This is a genomic window from Mangrovibacter yixingensis (assembly GCF_020523985.1).
GTDB lineage: Bacteria > Pseudomonadota > Gammaproteobacteria > Enterobacterales > Enterobacteriaceae > Mangrovibacter > Mangrovibacter yixingensis.
Window position 1 is genome coordinate 446062 of record NZ_JAIVKM010000001.1, and the last position, 14234, is coordinate 460295.

Here is a 14234-nt window from a genome sequence, read left to right on the forward strand (position 1 = left end):
CTAAGGTTACATTATGTTTTTTTAGGCAGAGAAAATGTAAATGAACAGCTATGTCATCTTCATTAAAGGCGATGAGTCGAAAGTAATAATAAAAACTCAAGTGACGCGTGAGATTTCTAAACAACTAAAAGCTAATGGCTTTACCAGATATCCTTATACAATAGATGCAGATAATGAAAGAGACGCCATCCAAACACTAAATAAAAAAGGTCAGGAACACTTGAATGCGCTTTCTGAATTCACGGGAAATATCTTTTTCTACTGTGCTTTTTTAGTCGTAAGTTTGGTTGTGGCATTCATTTTCTTTCGGTGAGCATTTTTATTAAATAAAAATAAAATAATAATAAATCCTTGAAGTTAGATAAATATTCCTGATTTGTAGGTCGGTATATATGACCTGTTCACCGTTGTTTAAAAGAATGTTAACTCTTGACACGGAGCGGATACCCTCCAGGATCTGAAGATCTGCTATGAGCGATAAGCTGACCAAAATTTTATAGCCAACACAGTTTTGATGTGTCCACACTGCTTAGGACCTTATCAGATAAGGTTTTAGAAAATCCTCTACTTCTCGTTTTCCAACTCCTAGCGTAAAGCTGACTCCTGCATTTCTTAAAATTCTGAGGCCTTCACCTCTGTTTCTAGGATGCGGGTCTTCCATGGCGACATAGACATGGCGTGGTTTCAATTCAGCAAGTGTCAAGGCACAAGAGGGAGTTCTTCCTTGATATGAGCAGGGTTCAAGTGTGACAAAGATTTCACATTCACTAATTGGAACCGTTAGTTTTGAGATGGCGTCTATCTCTGCATGATGATGGCCAGGATGTTGAGTGAAGCCTTCGGAAACTACCGCCCGTTTATGGACAATCACGCACCCTACAGGTGGATTTGGTCTGCAGCCGGGTAAGGCTTGACGTGATTTTTCAAGCGCTAACAACATGAATTCTAAATTTTCGCTCATCCGCATTTATGCCCGAATATGTAAATCATAGAGTTACGATTTTCAAACCATCCGGCATGAATATCCATTATTTAGATTAATTACTCAACAGCTATGACCAACCCGTCGTTAATTCATTCGCAGCCCGAGAATTACACTTTGAAGTGATTCAGTGTATGAGCATGCTGCTTAGCCATGTTACTGATAATATCTTTTTACTATGAGATAGCTCCTCAGTGTCAGGGTAGTTATGCGCTACGAAAAGTTATTACGAAGAATATTGTCAGCAGATCCTGTTCGAATGCAGGTTCTTTATGCTGTTCGCCGATTGAAGCTCAGTGATTGCTGGGTTGGGGCGGGTTTTGTGCGAGATGCAGTTTGGGATCATTTACATGGATATGGCCCAAAAAACATCCTGGGTGATGTGGATGTTGTCTGGTTTGACCCACAATACTGTAATCCAGATTATGAACTTCATCTGAAAGAACAGCTTAGTCAACAATTGCCCACGTTAGACTGGTCTGTAAAGAACCAGGCCAGAATGCATCTGCGTAATGGAGATAACCCTTATTCATCAACAGAGAATGCACTATTGTATTGGCCTGAAACAGCTACAGCTATAGGGGTTAGATTAGGAGATGAAGATTGTATTGAGGTCATAGCGCCCTTTGGGCTCAATGACCTGTTTGAACTTCGTCTAAGACCAACCCCCACTTTTGAGCGTGAAAAGCTCGACATCTTTAATCAACGTGTTAACACCAGGCGCTGGAAAGAACGTTATCCTCAGTTACAGCTTATCGTCCCCACATAAGCAGCATATTTTAAATATTCTGTTTCTCGAACCAACATCCTATTGCCAAAAGTATTGTGACATTCCATTTTTGAGTGAGGCGCAGAAGTTGGTTTGCGGAAGTTATCTAAAAGTGAATGGTCCGCTTACCCGGACGACGAAGAATTTGAATTAATTCCTGGCCCCTACGTTTCCCTGCATGTTGTGGAAACCATTTTACCGCTATAGCTTCATTTTAAGGGAAACCTGTCGGTTCCTTGGTTTCCGGTAATGCTCGGATAAATTTATAATGGCAACGTCCATTCCTGAAACCAGGCGGCCAAATAAAACCTGGCTAGCTCAAGAAAAAAGACAGCATCTCATCGCTATGTAGTGACTAATCGAGCATATCAAAGCCAGATTTTCGAAAATCCCAATATACTTCTGCGTTAGTAAAGGCCGGTAATTTGGCTTTCTGAGCTGCTGATTTTACCGCTGCACAGTATGCTTTATTGCCATTGCTGGTTGATATATTTGAAACCGTGCCATCCACAGCAAATTCTTTCTGGTCACGATGCAGTTATCTGGAAGCTTTAACCTGTTATTTATCGAATAAAATAAGTTCTTCTGACAACGACTCCCGGCATCAGTTTATCTGGCCACCCAACCGCCTGCCCAGTACACGGAAAGCGGTTGGGTGTTTAGGGTATTGCTTGTTTATTGTTCAATAAACTGCACGCCGTTTTCGGTGTTTCCCCAGCGTGGAGCCGTAAGTTGCCCGGAAAATAGCTGGACCAGGTCTGCGAGCAGGCCCCTGAGTGAGGGGAGCATCTCGGGCGTTAACGCCTGATGTGTGATGAGCTGTGAAAGCACCAGCGCGTAGTCACACAGTTGTTCACTGCCCGGCGCAAACTCCGGCTGTTGCTGTGGCGGTTGTTCCACTGTCAGCGCAGAAATCAGGTTATCGGGCACCGGGTCCAGCAGGGTGGGGCGAAGTATCTGCAAACAGGTTGTGAGCCGTTCACTTAATGCCTGTTGAAGCTGCGTGTGGTTACATTCCAGCAGAGTATCTGCCAGTTTTTCGCAGTGTGTGGCAAGTGTAATAAAATCAGTGTGATTATTAACCGTAACAGCTAATAACGGGTGAGTGTGGTTAAGGGTGGTTGCCATAGTGGCATCCTCAGTGAGAGACAAATTGTATCCACCACTGGAGAGGCTAATCTCGCTGGTGGTGGAACCGGACAGGGTTAGCCTTACCGGTCTCACTGACACCAGCGCATCTTACGATGCCCCCGTCCGGCCCACCATTGAAAAATGTGTAGCCGAACGCGCGATACAAAAAGCACGATTGTGCCATGTATCGTCAGTGAGGTGAGTCAGGAGGCTAATCCCGGCACTTGATTTTGCAAATGCCGGGCACAGATACCGTTTTGCCCGCGCACAGGCAAGAAAAGGGCTGCGGCATTGCTCGCAAATTCACAAGTAACACAATGAAAATAAAAGTAGCAGGTGTCTGTATAAAGCTGGTTGTTCAGCGCACCCACTTATTATTCGCCGTGCTTGAGATAAAACCTTAATTGTTCTTTTCCTGTTCAGAAGGTGTGCTGGCGGCTGGCAGAAGTAGCCAGCAAGAGTAAACTCGCTAATTGCGCACGGTTTTAAACGGGTTTGCTAACCAGCTGACCTCAGGCGAATACACCACCAGGCATTGTGGTATGTTGCTTATTAGCATTTATTCAGTTGAGTTAACAAAAACAGGAAACAGGCCTGCGTGAATCTCTTTGAAGAACAGTACCGTGCACTGAGAACTCAGGGGGCGAAAGCCTGGGCGGGAGAGGGTTATGTTCGTGCTAAAAAGCAGCAGGAACAAGTTTTTGCATGGCTGCAGTTAAACCATTATTTGCCACTTCCCGGAGCCAGTGCCCTGGAGCTGGGATGTGGCAATGGAGCCATGGCTGCACAATCACTTGCTGAGCGTGGTTACTCTGTTTGGGGTGTCGATTTTTCACAGACGGCAATCAAATGGGCCGAGGCGCTTTTTCAACAACAAAAATTAGCCGCTCAGTTTCTTGTGGGGGATGTGTGCCACCTTCCTCAGCTACCGAATTCCATGTTTGAGTTGATTATTGATGGCAGTTGCCTTCATTGCCTGGTTAATCAGGCCCGGCAACGCTGTTTTTCAGAAGTGCGAAGATTACTGAAACCAGCAGGCAGGTTTGTTATTAGCTCAATGTGCGGCAGCCCTCGCAACCCTGAAGATATCGCGCATTATGATCCTGAGCATTACCATTTACTCAGAAATGGGCAACCCTGGCGAACACTGAAGCCCTTTCAGGCGTTAATTGATGAAGTGCAGGGCGCAAAATTTACGGTGCTTGCCACTCAGGTAAACAAGAATCCCTGGTGGGATCACGCAACCATTGTCTGCCAGCCGGATTAAGCGTTTGTGCAGTGGTATAAACAGTATCGTTGCATATGGTGAGTTTACAGTGAGGCAAGCATGTTGTCTGAAAACCGCTATGCATGCATTGAGGTTAATGGGAGATGAAAATGAACCGGAATACCGCTTTGTTGTTGATTGATGTTCAGAATAATGTCCTGCGGGGTGTTGGTTCACCCAATAACATGGCAGAGACTGGCAAATTATTCGACGCCACAATACAACGGCTCGCCTTGGTAAAGCAGCAGGCACTTTCAGCAGGAATACCGGTTATTATCATTCAGCATGCAGGTACTAAAGGACACCGGCTTGAGACGGGCTCCGAAGGCTGGCAGATCCATCCACTTCTGGAACCAGGAAGAGGGGAGTTAGTTTTTAGTAAAGTGACCAGCGATTCATTTTATGAGACTAATTTGTTGGAGGAGTTAAATAGATTACAAATTACTAACCTGGTAGTTGGTGGGTTCCTGACTCAATATTGTGTTGACCTAACTGTTCGCCGGGCCGTTATGTTGGGCTTTGATGTGACACTTCTGTCTGACGGGCATTCAACCTGCGACGAGAACGGGTTGTCGTGCGAGCAAATTATTGCTCACCATAATAATATTCTGCCCGTTTTTACATTGAATGGGCATGGGGTTGCATTACAGTCGTCAGAGACTGTTATTGCGTCATTAGCATTGAACCAGCCGCAAGGCACAAACTAGCAGGGCCTTGCTATTAGCAAGTTTTAACTGGCCTCATTATTTTTTGACGGTGTGCCAATATAAATCACTTAATAAGTAACCCTTGTTCCTGCCAGCAGCAAAACCCTGGTGTGCTTTTTTACTTATGGCTGACTTCGGCACAATTTTTCATGTTTGCCACTGCCCCAAAATACCGGATGACAATCCGGCACGCTCTGTGCAGGATAGTTCTTTTTGTTTTCAGGGAATCACCATGAGTGCCAAAGCGGCAACATTAGAAAGCCGAATTCGCCAGTATTGGGATCAACTTTCCAGCCACGAACAACGTCTGGCAGATGTGTTGTTGGCTGCACCTGGCCAGTTAGCCATGAATACGGCGACAGAGCTGGCGCAAAGTGCCGGGGTTTCGAAAGCCACCACAACCCGCTTTTTTCACCATATTGGCTATGAAAGTTATGAAGCCGCCCGCCGCCAGGCGCGTGAAATGCAAAGTAGCGGTTCACCTTTGTATTTGCAGGCCGTGCCAAATGCATCTCCGCTTGGCAGCATCATGCAGCAGCATCTGGAAAAAGAAATTGCTAACCTGGTGAACAGTTATCGCACGTTGGATAACCAGCAACTCCATGAAGCGGTTTGCGCTATTGCGCATTCGCGCCGTGTTGTGGTGATGGGGTGGCGGCACAGCCAGACCATTGCGCAACTGATCTACCGTGATCTGGTTCATATCCACCCTGATGTTCGTTTACTGCCCCGTCCAGGTGATTCACTGGCAGAACATCTTGCTTCGCTGGGTGAACAGGATGTCGCTATTTGTGTTGGCCTGCGCCGCAGAATGCCGGTACTGGAAACGGCGATGGAAGTGCTGGCAGAGCGAAAAGTTCCTGTGCTGTACATTGCCGATGCGTTATCTGGCAAGCCCGCGCGCCATGCTTCCTGGGTTATACGCTGCCATACCGACAGTAGCCTGATGTTCGACAGCACTACCGCATTATCGGGCGTGGTTAACTTACTTTGTTCCCTGGTTGCCCGGCATCTGGGGAAAACCGCGAACGATTACCTTGCCCGCATAGAAGCCCTGCACCAGTCTCTTGATGAACTAGAGTAATGCCCCACGCTGGCGCATCCTGCGCCAGGATTTTCACTAAAATAGTGCAGCCTGTTCGGTATGAACAATTTCTATTCGCACGAATATGAAACGTGTGAAATTTATAACTTATGTAAAGAAACAAATGTTTCTCATTGTTTTTAATAATAAAAATAAAAACATTGGCTACTTATTATTCTGTTATTAAAAAACATGGCATAGAAAATGCTCCAGTGAAAAAGGTATTTCACCAACACCGGGGAGCTTCAACCATGAAAAAAACAATACTGCTTATGACCGCGCTTATCTGCACGAGTGTTCAGTTACAGGCCCATGCGGACACACTGTCAGATATCAAAAGCAGCGGCAAAATCACCGTCGGTATCGACCCGACTTTTCCACCATATGAATACACCAATGACCAGGGGCAGATTACGGGCTACAGCGTTGCCATCATGCAGTCTTTTGCTAAAAACCTGGGCGTGAAACTGGAGTTTCAGAAAACTGCCTTCAGCGGCATTCTCCCTGGCCTGATTTCCGGGGCATTTGATGCGGAAGGCTCTTCATTGAACATTACGGCAGAGCGGGCAAAAAAAGTGCTGTTCACGGTGCCTTACAGCAAAACAGTGAATGGTGTACTGGTTCGTAAAAGCGAAGCCGGAAAATTCAGTGGCAAAACCCTTAGCCCAGAAAGCCTGTCGGGCATGCGTGGTGCGGTTAAAACTGCCAGCGTCCCAGAGCAATTGTTGAAAAGTTTTAATAAAAAATTAGAAAAAGAGGGCAAGAAAACGATCACCATTATCAATGTTGATTCTCTTGACCAAACCGTCAGTACCTTGATGACAAAGCGTGCTGATTTCGTATTTGACGATATCTCTGTGTTAGCACCGGTAGTGAAAAAATACCCGGAAAAAGTGGCTCAGGTGGGTGAAGTCGGGCCATCTCAGTGGATGGGTTGGGCAACACGTAAAGATGACACCAGCCTGAACAAAGCCTTAAGCGAACATATTCTTGCTATGCAGAAAGACGGTGAACTTACCAAACTGCAGAAAACCTATTTAGGTACCACGTTCACTGTACCCGCCAGTAATTTTATTCCCCAGGAGTAATTATGTGTCAGACATGCCAGACCGTGCCCGCAGGGCACGGTAGAACTTTTGTTGTCCGTAAAGGGCAGTTTATTACCATCATTGACAGTGCCGGCCAGCAAGCTGCTGATTTTGTCGCCGTCAATGCAGACAACCTGAACGAGAAATTGTCGCCAGTTCATACCCGCCAGCATTTGCGTTCACTGTTTTTCAAGCCGGGTGATGCGCTGTGGTCAAGTGAAAACCGCCCCATGCTGCGTATTGTTGCCGACACTATTGGTGTACACGATGCAAACGTTCCGGCTTGTGATCGTACACGTTTTGATATCGATTTTGGTGTTGAAGGCCATCGCAACTGTGTCGATAACTTACTGGAAGGCATGAAAGCACACGGCGTGACTTATTTCACTCTGCCGGAGCCTTTTAACTTATTCCAGAATGGCCCGGTAACAGCAGATGGGCGGATGGAAGTGACTGACCCACACAGTAAGCCTGGGGATTACATTAAGTTTGAAGCGTTGTGCAACCTCGTCTGTGCGGTCTCTTCTTGCCCACAGGACATTATTCCAGGTAATGGCCTCGAAGTGACGCCTATTGATGTTGTTGTCAGTGATCACGCGAACGAACAGGAGGCTACCCATGCTGTTAATGCGTAATGAGTACCAGGAAGAAACTGCAGAGCGCAGCACTGCACAGTCGGTAAAGGTTGAGGCAGGCAGTGTGGGTTCAATTCGCGTGTTGCGTGGGCAGTTGCTGCGTATCACCGCGCTGGGGGATGGCGCTGTAGCATCGCTGTTTGGTTTTAGCCTCCAGGATCCTGCTGTTTGGCTTTCGGTGCACCACACCCGTGTATTCAGTAACAGCTATTTGCTGGGGTCGGGAATGCGCATGGTAACTAACCGCCGTCGCCCCATGATGGTTCTGGGAAAAGACAGCGTGAAACGCCACGATTTATTGTTACCGGCATCAACCCGTGCCTTTCTCGCAGAACGGGGGTATGAAGGGGAAGGTTGTATTGAAGCGGTGCAACATGAACTCGCCCGCCTGGGAAAAACCGTACCCAAATTACCCGACCCAATAAACTTGTTCCTGCATACCCGTTTAACGCGTGAAGGGGAAATTATCCCTGAAGAGAACCTGACTCGTGCTGGCGACAGCATTACCTGCCGGGTGGTGATGGATACACAATTTATTGTTGCTGCAACCAATACGGGGATTGAGGGTAATGATAAACCCGCACCGTTGTTGCTTTCAGTGGCTGAGAACTTACACAACTTTAGCGAGGAGTAAGTATGGGGCTGGATCAACAGGTAGTGGCCGCGCTGCCAGAACTCGGACACGGCCTGCTGATGACGCTGGTGCTGACGCTGCTGGCTTCCTTAGTCAGCGTGGTCATGGGGCAAGTTATTTGTTTTATGCGACTGCGCCATTTTTGGTTATGGCGTTTTATTGGGCGGCTTTATGTCAGCCTGATGCGTGGCACACCAGCAATTGTCCAGCTCTTTGTGGTGTTTTTTACCTTACCGCGGCTTGGTCTGGGCGGCCAACCACTGCTGGCCGCTGTGCTGGCGATTGGCTGCAACAGTGGCGCTTATGTTGCTGAAATCTTGCGAGTGAACCGCAGCCTGGTTACCCGCGGGCAACTGGAATCCGCCCGGACTTTAGGCCTGAGCCGCTTTATGACGTGGTGGTATGTGATAACCCCACAGGTGATGCGCGCAAGTTTACCGATGCTGGTGAATGAATTCACGATTTTGCTGAAAACAACCCCACTGGCGTCGGTGGTCGCTCTGACTGAACTGACTTATGCCGGGCAAATTGTGATAGCCCGAACCTACGATGCCACTCAGGTGCTGTTGCTCGTTTCCCTCGGGTACTTGCTGATTGCCATGCCGTTAATTACCGCGGCACGGCGCCTGGAAAGTAAACGGAGGGTTGCATGATGGACTGGCAGGCAATTATTACCTCGTTACCTTCGCTGGGTGAGGGGCTGGTCGTTACTCTGCAATTGTGCCTTGTTGCAGCGCTCTGTTCCTTGTTGTGGGGAACGACGATGGCGGTGCTGTTGCTCAGGGCTTCGCCGTTCTGGTTGCGTTTGCTGCACCTCTATAGCGGGTTAACGCTCGGCTTGCCGCTATTGGTGGTGATTTACCTGCTCTATTTTGTTTTACCAGAATATGACATCACGCTGTCTTCCCCGGCTGTGGGGATACTCGCGCTCACGCTTTATTACGCGCCTTATATTGCTCAGGTGGTTCGCGCAGCTATTGAGTCACTGCCAAAAGGCCAGTGGGAGGCTTGCCGGGTATTGGGGTTGAGCCGTTTTGAAACGTTGCGGGATGTGGTTTTACCACAAACCTTCCCACAGATGTTATCGCCACTGGTTGGGCTGATGATTGGCCTGATTAAAGATTCTGCGTTGCTGTCCATTATTTCCGTACAGGAATTTATGTATGCCGCAAAGCAGGCCATATCCGACACCTATGCCCCTCTGGAAATTTACCTGACCGTGGCACTTTGTTATTGGCTGCTCAATAGCATGATTGACCAACTGGCCATGAAGATTGAATTACGTCTGACCCGCTACAGACGCGGTATGACGAGTTAACCAGGAGAAAATTATGTCCGCTGAATTTCAGCATCGTAAAACCCTTACTATTCCGGCCCGTTATGGTAAGGCCGTGAGCCTCAAGAAGGGCGAAGCAGTACAGGTTATTAATACCTATGGCACACAAGTTGTGGATTGCTGGGCCTACAACGAACAGGATGTCAGTGAGTACATGTGTATGGAAGCCACCCGCGTATGGAACCAGCGCCTGAACCCGAAAGTGGGCGACAGCTTTATAACCAACCAGCGCCACCCGATATTAACCCTGGTGGCAGATACCTCGCCTGGTGTACACGATACCTTTATGGCTGCCTGTGATGCCCGCCGTTATGAACTGTTAGGCTGCACCGAGCCGCACCGCAACTGCCACGATAATCTCTTTGAAGGTATGCGCGAACTGGGTGTGGAATTGCCACACGGTAACCTGGCTTCATTTAATATCTTCATGAATATTCAGGTACAGCCAGATGGCATCACCCTGAAAACACTGCCAGTGGTAACCAAACCAGGGGACTACATTGTGTTGCGTGCCGAGATGGACTGCTATGTTGCGTTCTCCGCTTGCCCGCAAGATATTGTCAGCATTCAAGGGCAGGGCGATAACACGCCGCGCGATGCTGAATTACGCATTCTGACCGGCGGCTTCCCTCAGGTGTCTTTGCAGGGTTCCTGGGTTCCTGCATAAGTTTGTAAACAACGGGGATATTCCCATTCCGCGGCAAAAAATTAACTCGCGCACGGGGAAATCCCTGATAAATCGGCTTTCATATCCGTAGGCTATAAGATTTATTAAGTTAACGTGTTATTAAAAATAATAATAAAATCAGCAGAATAGTATCCATTATTCTGCTTTTTTCCGTTATGGGATATAGTGTGAAATTATTTCTACTCTACAGGTAATACGGCGATGGCTCTTATCCCTAAAAACTACGCACGGCTGGAAAGTGGTTACCGTGAAAAAGCACTGAAAATCTACCCGTGGGTGTGTGGGCGTTGTTCACGCGAGTTTGTGTATTCCAACCTGCGTGAATTAACGGTGCACCATATTGATCACGACCATACCAATAACCCGGAAGATGGCAGTAACTGGGAACTATTGTGCCTGTATTGCCATGATCACGAACACTCAAAGTACACGGAAGCCGAGCAGTACGGCACAAGCGTTGTGGCAGGGGAAGATGCGCAAGATGATGTTGGTGCTGCCACCTATAATCCGTTTGCCGATTTAAAATCGATGCTTAACAAGAAAAAGTAGTGCCAGCTGAGCCTGCCACTACTTACCTGGTTGGTGATTGCCAGGTTGGTGCCCACCACCCGTTGCGGAAAAATTTCCAGCAACCCATCTTTACCCCATGGGAAACGCCGGGCCGTTGCATACCCCCTTGAGTAAAGGCACGGCGCGTTAAGCTGGCGCTTTCGGTGGTGTGAGTGCGTTAGCTTCTTCCAGCGTTTCATACACCACGTTGCCAATCTGGCGCAGTGCTTCCCGGTTGGTTTCGGTTAACGGCTGGGCACAATTGATGCGCAGGCAGTTACGGTATTTACCCGATGCGGAGAACAGCGAGCCCGGGGCCACCTGAATTTTGAGTTTTGCCAGGCGGCGTGAAACACACACCATATCCACCTGTTCGGGGAGTTCAACCCATAACAGAAAGCCACCTGCCGGGCGGGTAACACAGATACCGTCCGGGAAATACTGGCGAACCCAGCAGGTCCAGGTTTCCATATTTTGCTGGTAAACCCGGCGCATACGTCGTATATGGCGGGTGTAATGCCCGTCACGAATAAACGCCGCAACGGCTAACTGTGTGGCCGGGACATTGGTGCCCATGGCGGCATATTTGGCGTGCAGCACCCGGTCAAGGTACCGGCCCGGCACAATCCAGCCCACCCGCAAACCCGGTGCCAGGGTTTTAGTAAATGAACTGCACAACAACACGCGCCCGTCTATATCAAACGATTTTATGGTACGTGGGCGTGGGTAGTCGCTTGCCAGTTCGCCATAAATATCGTCTTCGAAAATCACAATATCATGGCGTTGTGCCAGAGAAACAATGGCGCGTTTACGGTCATCCGGCATGATAAAGCCCAGAGGATTATTACAATTGGGTACCAGAATAATACCTTTGATGGGCCACTGCTCCAGTGCCAGCTCCAGAGCTTCAATACTGATTCCAAGGCTGGAATCCGTTGGAATTTCAATGGCTTTAATACCAAACCCACGTAACATTTGCATGGTGCCATAAAACGATGGTGACTCAACTGCCACAATATCACCGGGCTGGCACACCGCCAGCAGGGCGGCACTGAGCGCCCCCTGGCAACCGCTGGTAATGACGATATCATCGGCACTGGCCTGCGTACCGCTGTCTACCATCAGGCGGGTGATTTGCTCACGCAATTCAGCTTTGCCAGCCAGGTCGTCATAACTCAGCACCGCATCAATATTGTGTTGCACCTGGCGGCTTAATTCACGCCATAACGGTTTAAGTGTCGTCTGGCTCAGGTCGGGTGAGCCACTGCCTAGCGCCAAAAATGTTTTATCTTTCCGGCTTTCCAGCAGGGTCATTATTTCATCCCATTGTGTGACATCAACAGGCCGTTGCACCGGGTGGCTCATGGCGGGAACCGGTGGTTGTGCTTTACGTGGCGCAACAAAGTAGCCAGAACGTGGCTGGGGAATGATCAGTTGCAGGTTTTCCAGCACCAGGTAGGCCTGCTGAACTGTACTGATGCTGACACCATGCTCGGTACTTAACTGGCGCACCGACGGTAATTTTTCTCCACTTTTCCAGAGCCCTTGTTCAATGCGCTGAGCAAGCAGTGTTGCCAGATGTTGGTAACGAGTCATGCTGTATCCTTGGTTCATGCCATACAGAAGAGAAAATCAGTACAGATAGCGGCAAAAAACACCATGCAGATCCAGTATTGCCCTATCTGTATGGTAAAGAAAAGTAATTTTTGCATCTGTATTGCAATAGCCTTTCCCGGCGATGATAACGCTACGGCATCGAGATGGGGGAGGCAGAGCATGGAGTTTTATGAAAACCGTTCCAGGGCACCGTTTAAGGGCTTTGTACTGATTTGGCAGGCATGGAAACACTGGCGGGCACGCCGTAAAACACAACGTGTGTTATCGCATTTAAGTGATGAACAGTTAAAAGATATTGGTTTGTCGCGCAGCGACGTTGCCGACCCGTTAGACAAAACCTGGCCGCGTTAACGCAAGGAAAAGATCACACTGGCGCAAGGCTGTGTAAATGAGCCTGCGCCAGTGAGTTGTGCAGTATTTAACGTAGCTCTGGCCACCAGGCTTTGTTTTCAGCAATCAGTGCATCTAATAGGCGGCGGGCTTTTTTCGCATCCACGATGGTACGGTTTAATGTCAGCGCCTGTAGTGCTTTGGTGTAAGAGCCTTCAAACCAGGCCTCAACGGTTAAGCGTTCATAAGCGAACTGTTGTTCGATAAGGCCTTTATAAAAGACCGGAATTTTACCAACGCCATAAGGCCTTGGCCCGTGGCAACCAATTTCAGCGGTGACTTCTACCATCACATCGTCATCCAGGTTTTCCACCAGGCCCTGGTTAGGCACCATGACAATAAATTTCTTTTTCAGGTTAAAGGCAATCGCCTCTGCAAGTTCAACAATCATGTCGCCGTGAGCATCATTGTGCACAACATGAACATTACGAGTGGTGCCTTCGGCAACGGCCTGGCGGCACTCATCAAATACCCGTTTTTCACGCCCGTCCATCACTTCGTTAGCGCGGGTATAATTGGGGTCTGACTTACCGAGCTTATATTCAGGGTAGAGATAGTATTGCAGGTAGGTATTTGGCAGGTAATCCGGGAAATCACGTAACATATCTGCGACTGCGGCGTAGGTTTCCAGCCAGGATTTATCGCGCTGTTCGGCATCAACGGGTTTGAAACCGTTTTCAGCAATAAAGGATTTCAGCACCGGAACCAGATCCTGGCCTTGCTCATCATATAAGTGTGTAAACCAGCCAAAATGGTTCAGGCCAAAATAAACCGGCTCAAAGGTTGCCGGGTCTCTGCCCAGCAAGCGGCCATAGGAACGCAACAGATTGACAGGCTGGTCACAAATATTCAGCAGGCGTTTTTCGTCCGGGAAGCGCTTATTCAGTGCATCAGCAACAATAGCCGCTGGGTTAGTGTAGTTAAGGATCCAGGCGTCTGGTGAATACTGGCGTACCTGTTCAACCAGCTCAATCATGTCGCCAATGGACCGCATGCCATAAGCAAAACCTCCTGCTCCGCAGGTTTCCTGGCCAATAGCGCCCAGGCTGAGAGGGATTTTTTCATCTTTTTCCCGCATGGCATATCCACCGGTGCGCATTTGGCAGAATATAAAATCCATATCACTAAAGGCGGTTGCTTTATCGGTCGTGTAAGTAAAGTCTAATTCTGAGTAAGATTCACTGAATAATACTTTAGCGAACTCGCCTATTACTTTTTGGCGTTCTTCATTGATGTCAAACATCACCAGTTTTTTTAATGGTAAGCGAAATTTTAATTTACATAATGCTTTGAGCAGGCCGGGTGTCCAGGTGGAACCACCACCAACCAGTACAATATTAAATTCTTTTTTCATTGC

General features: G+C 48.2%; 17 protein-coding genes and 1 pseudogene. 13 read left to right on the forward strand and 5 right to left on the reverse strand.

Translation table 11 applies throughout. From position 1 onward, the window contains the following. Window positions 1–40: 40 nt before the first annotated feature. Window positions 41–313, forward strand: a complete 273-nt coding sequence (locus LC084_RS02120) for a hypothetical protein (RefSeq protein WP_226568938.1) — start codon at window positions 41–43, stop codon at window positions 311–313. A gap of 216 nt (window positions 314–529) precedes the next feature. On the opposite strand, the gene LC084_RS02125 is transcribed toward LC084_RS02120, so the two are convergent. Next, window positions 530–961: a bifunctional diaminohydroxyphosphoribosylaminopyrimidine deaminase/5-amino-6-(5-phosphoribosylamino)uracil reductase RibD gene (locus LC084_RS02125; protein ID WP_226568939.1), complete on the reverse strand. Its 432-nt coding sequence runs from the start codon at window positions 959–961 to the stop codon at window positions 530–532. Window positions 962–1190: 229 nt separating this feature from the next. On the opposite strand from LC084_RS02125, the gene LC084_RS02130 reads away from it, so the two are divergent. Next, window positions 1191–1751, forward strand: a complete 561-nt coding sequence (locus LC084_RS02130; RefSeq protein ID WP_226568941.1) for a nucleotidyltransferase family protein — start codon at window positions 1191–1193, stop codon at window positions 1749–1751. Window positions 1752–2106: 355 nt separating this feature from the next. Here the strand turns inward: LC084_RS02130 and LC084_RS02135 are convergent. Together LC084_RS02135 and LC084_RS02140 are read right to left on the reverse strand one after the other, a co-directional pair. Next, window positions 2107–2271 (reverse strand): annotated as a pseudogene (locus LC084_RS02135) (cell envelope integrity TolA C-terminal domain-containing protein); the annotation flags it as partial. A gap of 155 nt (window positions 2272–2426) precedes the next feature. Further along, window positions 2427–2879, reverse strand: a complete 453-nt coding sequence (locus LC084_RS02140) for a hypothetical protein (protein ID WP_226568943.1) — start codon at window positions 2877–2879, stop codon at window positions 2427–2429. A 601-nt stretch (window positions 2880–3480) separates the two neighbouring features. Here LC084_RS02140 and LC084_RS02145 point away from each other — a divergent pair. From LC084_RS02145 to yajD, 10 genes are all read left to right on the forward strand, one after another. Next, a complete protein-coding gene (locus LC084_RS02145) occupies window positions 3481–4149 on the forward strand; it encodes a class I SAM-dependent methyltransferase (RefSeq protein ID WP_226568945.1) in 669 nt (222 codons plus the stop codon). Window positions 4150–4253: 104 nt separating this feature from the next. Next, entirely contained in the window at window positions 4254–4856 is a 603-nt protein-coding gene (locus tag LC084_RS02150; RefSeq protein ID WP_226568947.1) for a cysteine hydrolase family protein, read from the forward strand. Window positions 4857–5088: 232 nt separating this feature from the next. Then, window positions 5089–5940 carry a MurR/RpiR family transcriptional regulator gene (locus LC084_RS02155; protein ID WP_226568949.1) on the forward strand — a complete coding sequence of 284 codons (852 nt, stop codon included), beginning with the start codon at window positions 5089–5091 and terminating at the stop codon, window positions 5938–5940. A gap of 251 nt (window positions 5941–6191) precedes the next feature. Then, window positions 6192–7028 (forward strand): transporter substrate-binding domain-containing protein, encoded by an 837-nt coding sequence (locus LC084_RS02160; RefSeq protein WP_226568951.1) that lies wholly within the window; start codon window positions 6192–6194, stop codon window positions 7026–7028. A 2-nt stretch (window positions 7029–7030) separates the two neighbouring features. Beyond that, window positions 7031–7663 carry a DUF1989 domain-containing protein gene (locus LC084_RS02165; RefSeq protein ID WP_226568953.1) on the forward strand — a complete coding sequence of 211 codons (633 nt, stop codon included), beginning with the start codon at window positions 7031–7033 and terminating at the stop codon, window positions 7661–7663. Next, on the forward strand, window positions 7647–8297 hold the full coding sequence (locus LC084_RS02170; RefSeq protein WP_226568955.1) for an urea carboxylase-associated family protein: 651 nt from the start codon (window positions 7647–7649) through the stop codon (window positions 8295–8297). The genes LC084_RS02165 and LC084_RS02170 overlap by 17 nt, the downstream gene beginning before the upstream one ends. 2 nt (window positions 8298–8299) lie before the next feature. Next, window positions 8300–8950: an amino acid ABC transporter permease gene (locus tag LC084_RS02175; protein WP_226568957.1), complete on the forward strand. Its 651-nt coding sequence runs from the start codon at window positions 8300–8302 to the stop codon at window positions 8948–8950. Continuing rightward, entirely contained in the window at window positions 8950–9615 is a 666-nt protein-coding gene (locus LC084_RS02180) for an amino acid ABC transporter permease (RefSeq protein WP_226571110.1), read from the forward strand. Before LC084_RS02175 ends, LC084_RS02180 begins: the two co-directional genes overlap by 1 nt. A 13-nt stretch (window positions 9616–9628) precedes the next feature. Continuing rightward, window positions 9629–10300 carry a DUF1989 domain-containing protein gene (locus tag LC084_RS02185; RefSeq protein ID WP_226568959.1) on the forward strand — a complete coding sequence of 224 codons (672 nt, stop codon included), beginning with the start codon at window positions 9629–9631 and terminating at the stop codon, window positions 10298–10300. A 222-nt stretch (window positions 10301–10522) separates the two neighbouring features. After that, entirely contained in the window at window positions 10523–10870 is a 348-nt protein-coding gene (gene yajD / locus LC084_RS02190; RefSeq protein ID WP_226568961.1) for an HNH nuclease YajD, read from the forward strand. A 147-nt stretch (window positions 10871–11017) separates the two neighbouring features. On the opposite strand, the gene LC084_RS02195 is transcribed toward yajD, so the two are convergent. Then, window positions 11018–12466: an aminotransferase-like domain-containing protein gene (locus LC084_RS02195; protein ID WP_226568963.1), complete on the reverse strand. Its 1449-nt coding sequence runs from the start codon at window positions 12464–12466 to the stop codon at window positions 11018–11020. Between the two features lie 180 nt (window positions 12467–12646). Between LC084_RS02195 and LC084_RS02200 the strand changes: the two genes are divergently transcribed. Then, window positions 12647–12838: a DUF1127 domain-containing protein gene (locus LC084_RS02200; protein ID WP_226568964.1), complete on the forward strand. Its 192-nt coding sequence runs from the start codon at window positions 12647–12649 to the stop codon at window positions 12836–12838. Between the two features lie 67 nt (window positions 12839–12905). Here LC084_RS02200 and LC084_RS02205 read toward each other — a convergent pair whose 3' ends face one another. Then, window positions 12906–14231 carry a 6-phospho-alpha-glucosidase gene (locus LC084_RS02205; protein ID WP_226568966.1) on the reverse strand — a complete coding sequence of 442 codons (1326 nt, stop codon included), beginning with the start codon at window positions 14229–14231 and terminating at the stop codon, window positions 12906–12908. Between the last annotated feature and the right edge of the window lie 3 nt (window positions 14232–14234).

Coding starts and splice junctions, on each gene's coding strand:
- LC084_RS02160 (WP_226568951.1), top strand. CDS start 6,192: ATGAAAAAAACAATACTGCTTATGACCGCGCTTATCTGCACGAGTGTT.
- LC084_RS02130 (WP_226568941.1), top strand. CDS start 1,191: ATGCGCTACGAAAAGTTATTACGAAGAATATTGTCAGCAGATCCTGTT.
- LC084_RS02125 (WP_226568939.1), bottom strand. CDS start 961: ATGAGCGAAAATTTAGAATTCATGTTGTTAGCGCTTGAAAAATCACGT.
- yajD (WP_226568961.1), top strand. CDS start 10,523: ATGGCTCTTATCCCTAAAAACTACGCACGGCTGGAAAGTGGTTACCGT.
- LC084_RS02195 (WP_226568963.1), bottom strand. CDS start 12,466: ATGACTCGTTACCAACATCTGGCAACACTGCTTGCTCAGCGCATTGAA.
- LC084_RS02170 (WP_226568955.1), top strand. CDS start 7,647: ATGCTGTTAATGCGTAATGAGTACCAGGAAGAAACTGCAGAGCGCAGC.
- LC084_RS02120 (WP_226568938.1), top strand. CDS start 41: ATGAACAGCTATGTCATCTTCATTAAAGGCGATGAGTCGAAAGTAATA.
- LC084_RS02155 (WP_226568949.1), top strand. CDS start 5,089: ATGAGTGCCAAAGCGGCAACATTAGAAAGCCGAATTCGCCAGTATTGG.
- LC084_RS02165 (WP_226568953.1), top strand. CDS start 7,031: ATGTGTCAGACATGCCAGACCGTGCCCGCAGGGCACGGTAGAACTTTT.
- LC084_RS02150 (WP_226568947.1), top strand. CDS start 4,254: ATGAAAATGAACCGGAATACCGCTTTGTTGTTGATTGATGTTCAGAAT.
- LC084_RS02180 (WP_226571110.1), top strand. CDS start 8,950: ATGGACTGGCAGGCAATTATTACCTCGTTACCTTCGCTGGGTGAGGGG.
- LC084_RS02205 (WP_226568966.1), bottom strand. CDS start 14,231: ATGAAAAAAGAATTTAATATTGTACTGGTTGGTGGTGGTTCCACCTGG.
- LC084_RS02185 (WP_226568959.1), top strand. CDS start 9,629: ATGTCCGCTGAATTTCAGCATCGTAAAACCCTTACTATTCCGGCCCGT.
- LC084_RS02200 (WP_226568964.1), top strand. CDS start 12,647: ATGGAGTTTTATGAAAACCGTTCCAGGGCACCGTTTAAGGGCTTTGTA.
- LC084_RS02140 (WP_226568943.1), bottom strand. CDS start 2,879: ATGGCAACCACCCTTAACCACACTCACCCGTTATTAGCTGTTACGGTT.
- LC084_RS02175 (WP_226568957.1), top strand. CDS start 8,300: ATGGGGCTGGATCAACAGGTAGTGGCCGCGCTGCCAGAACTCGGACAC.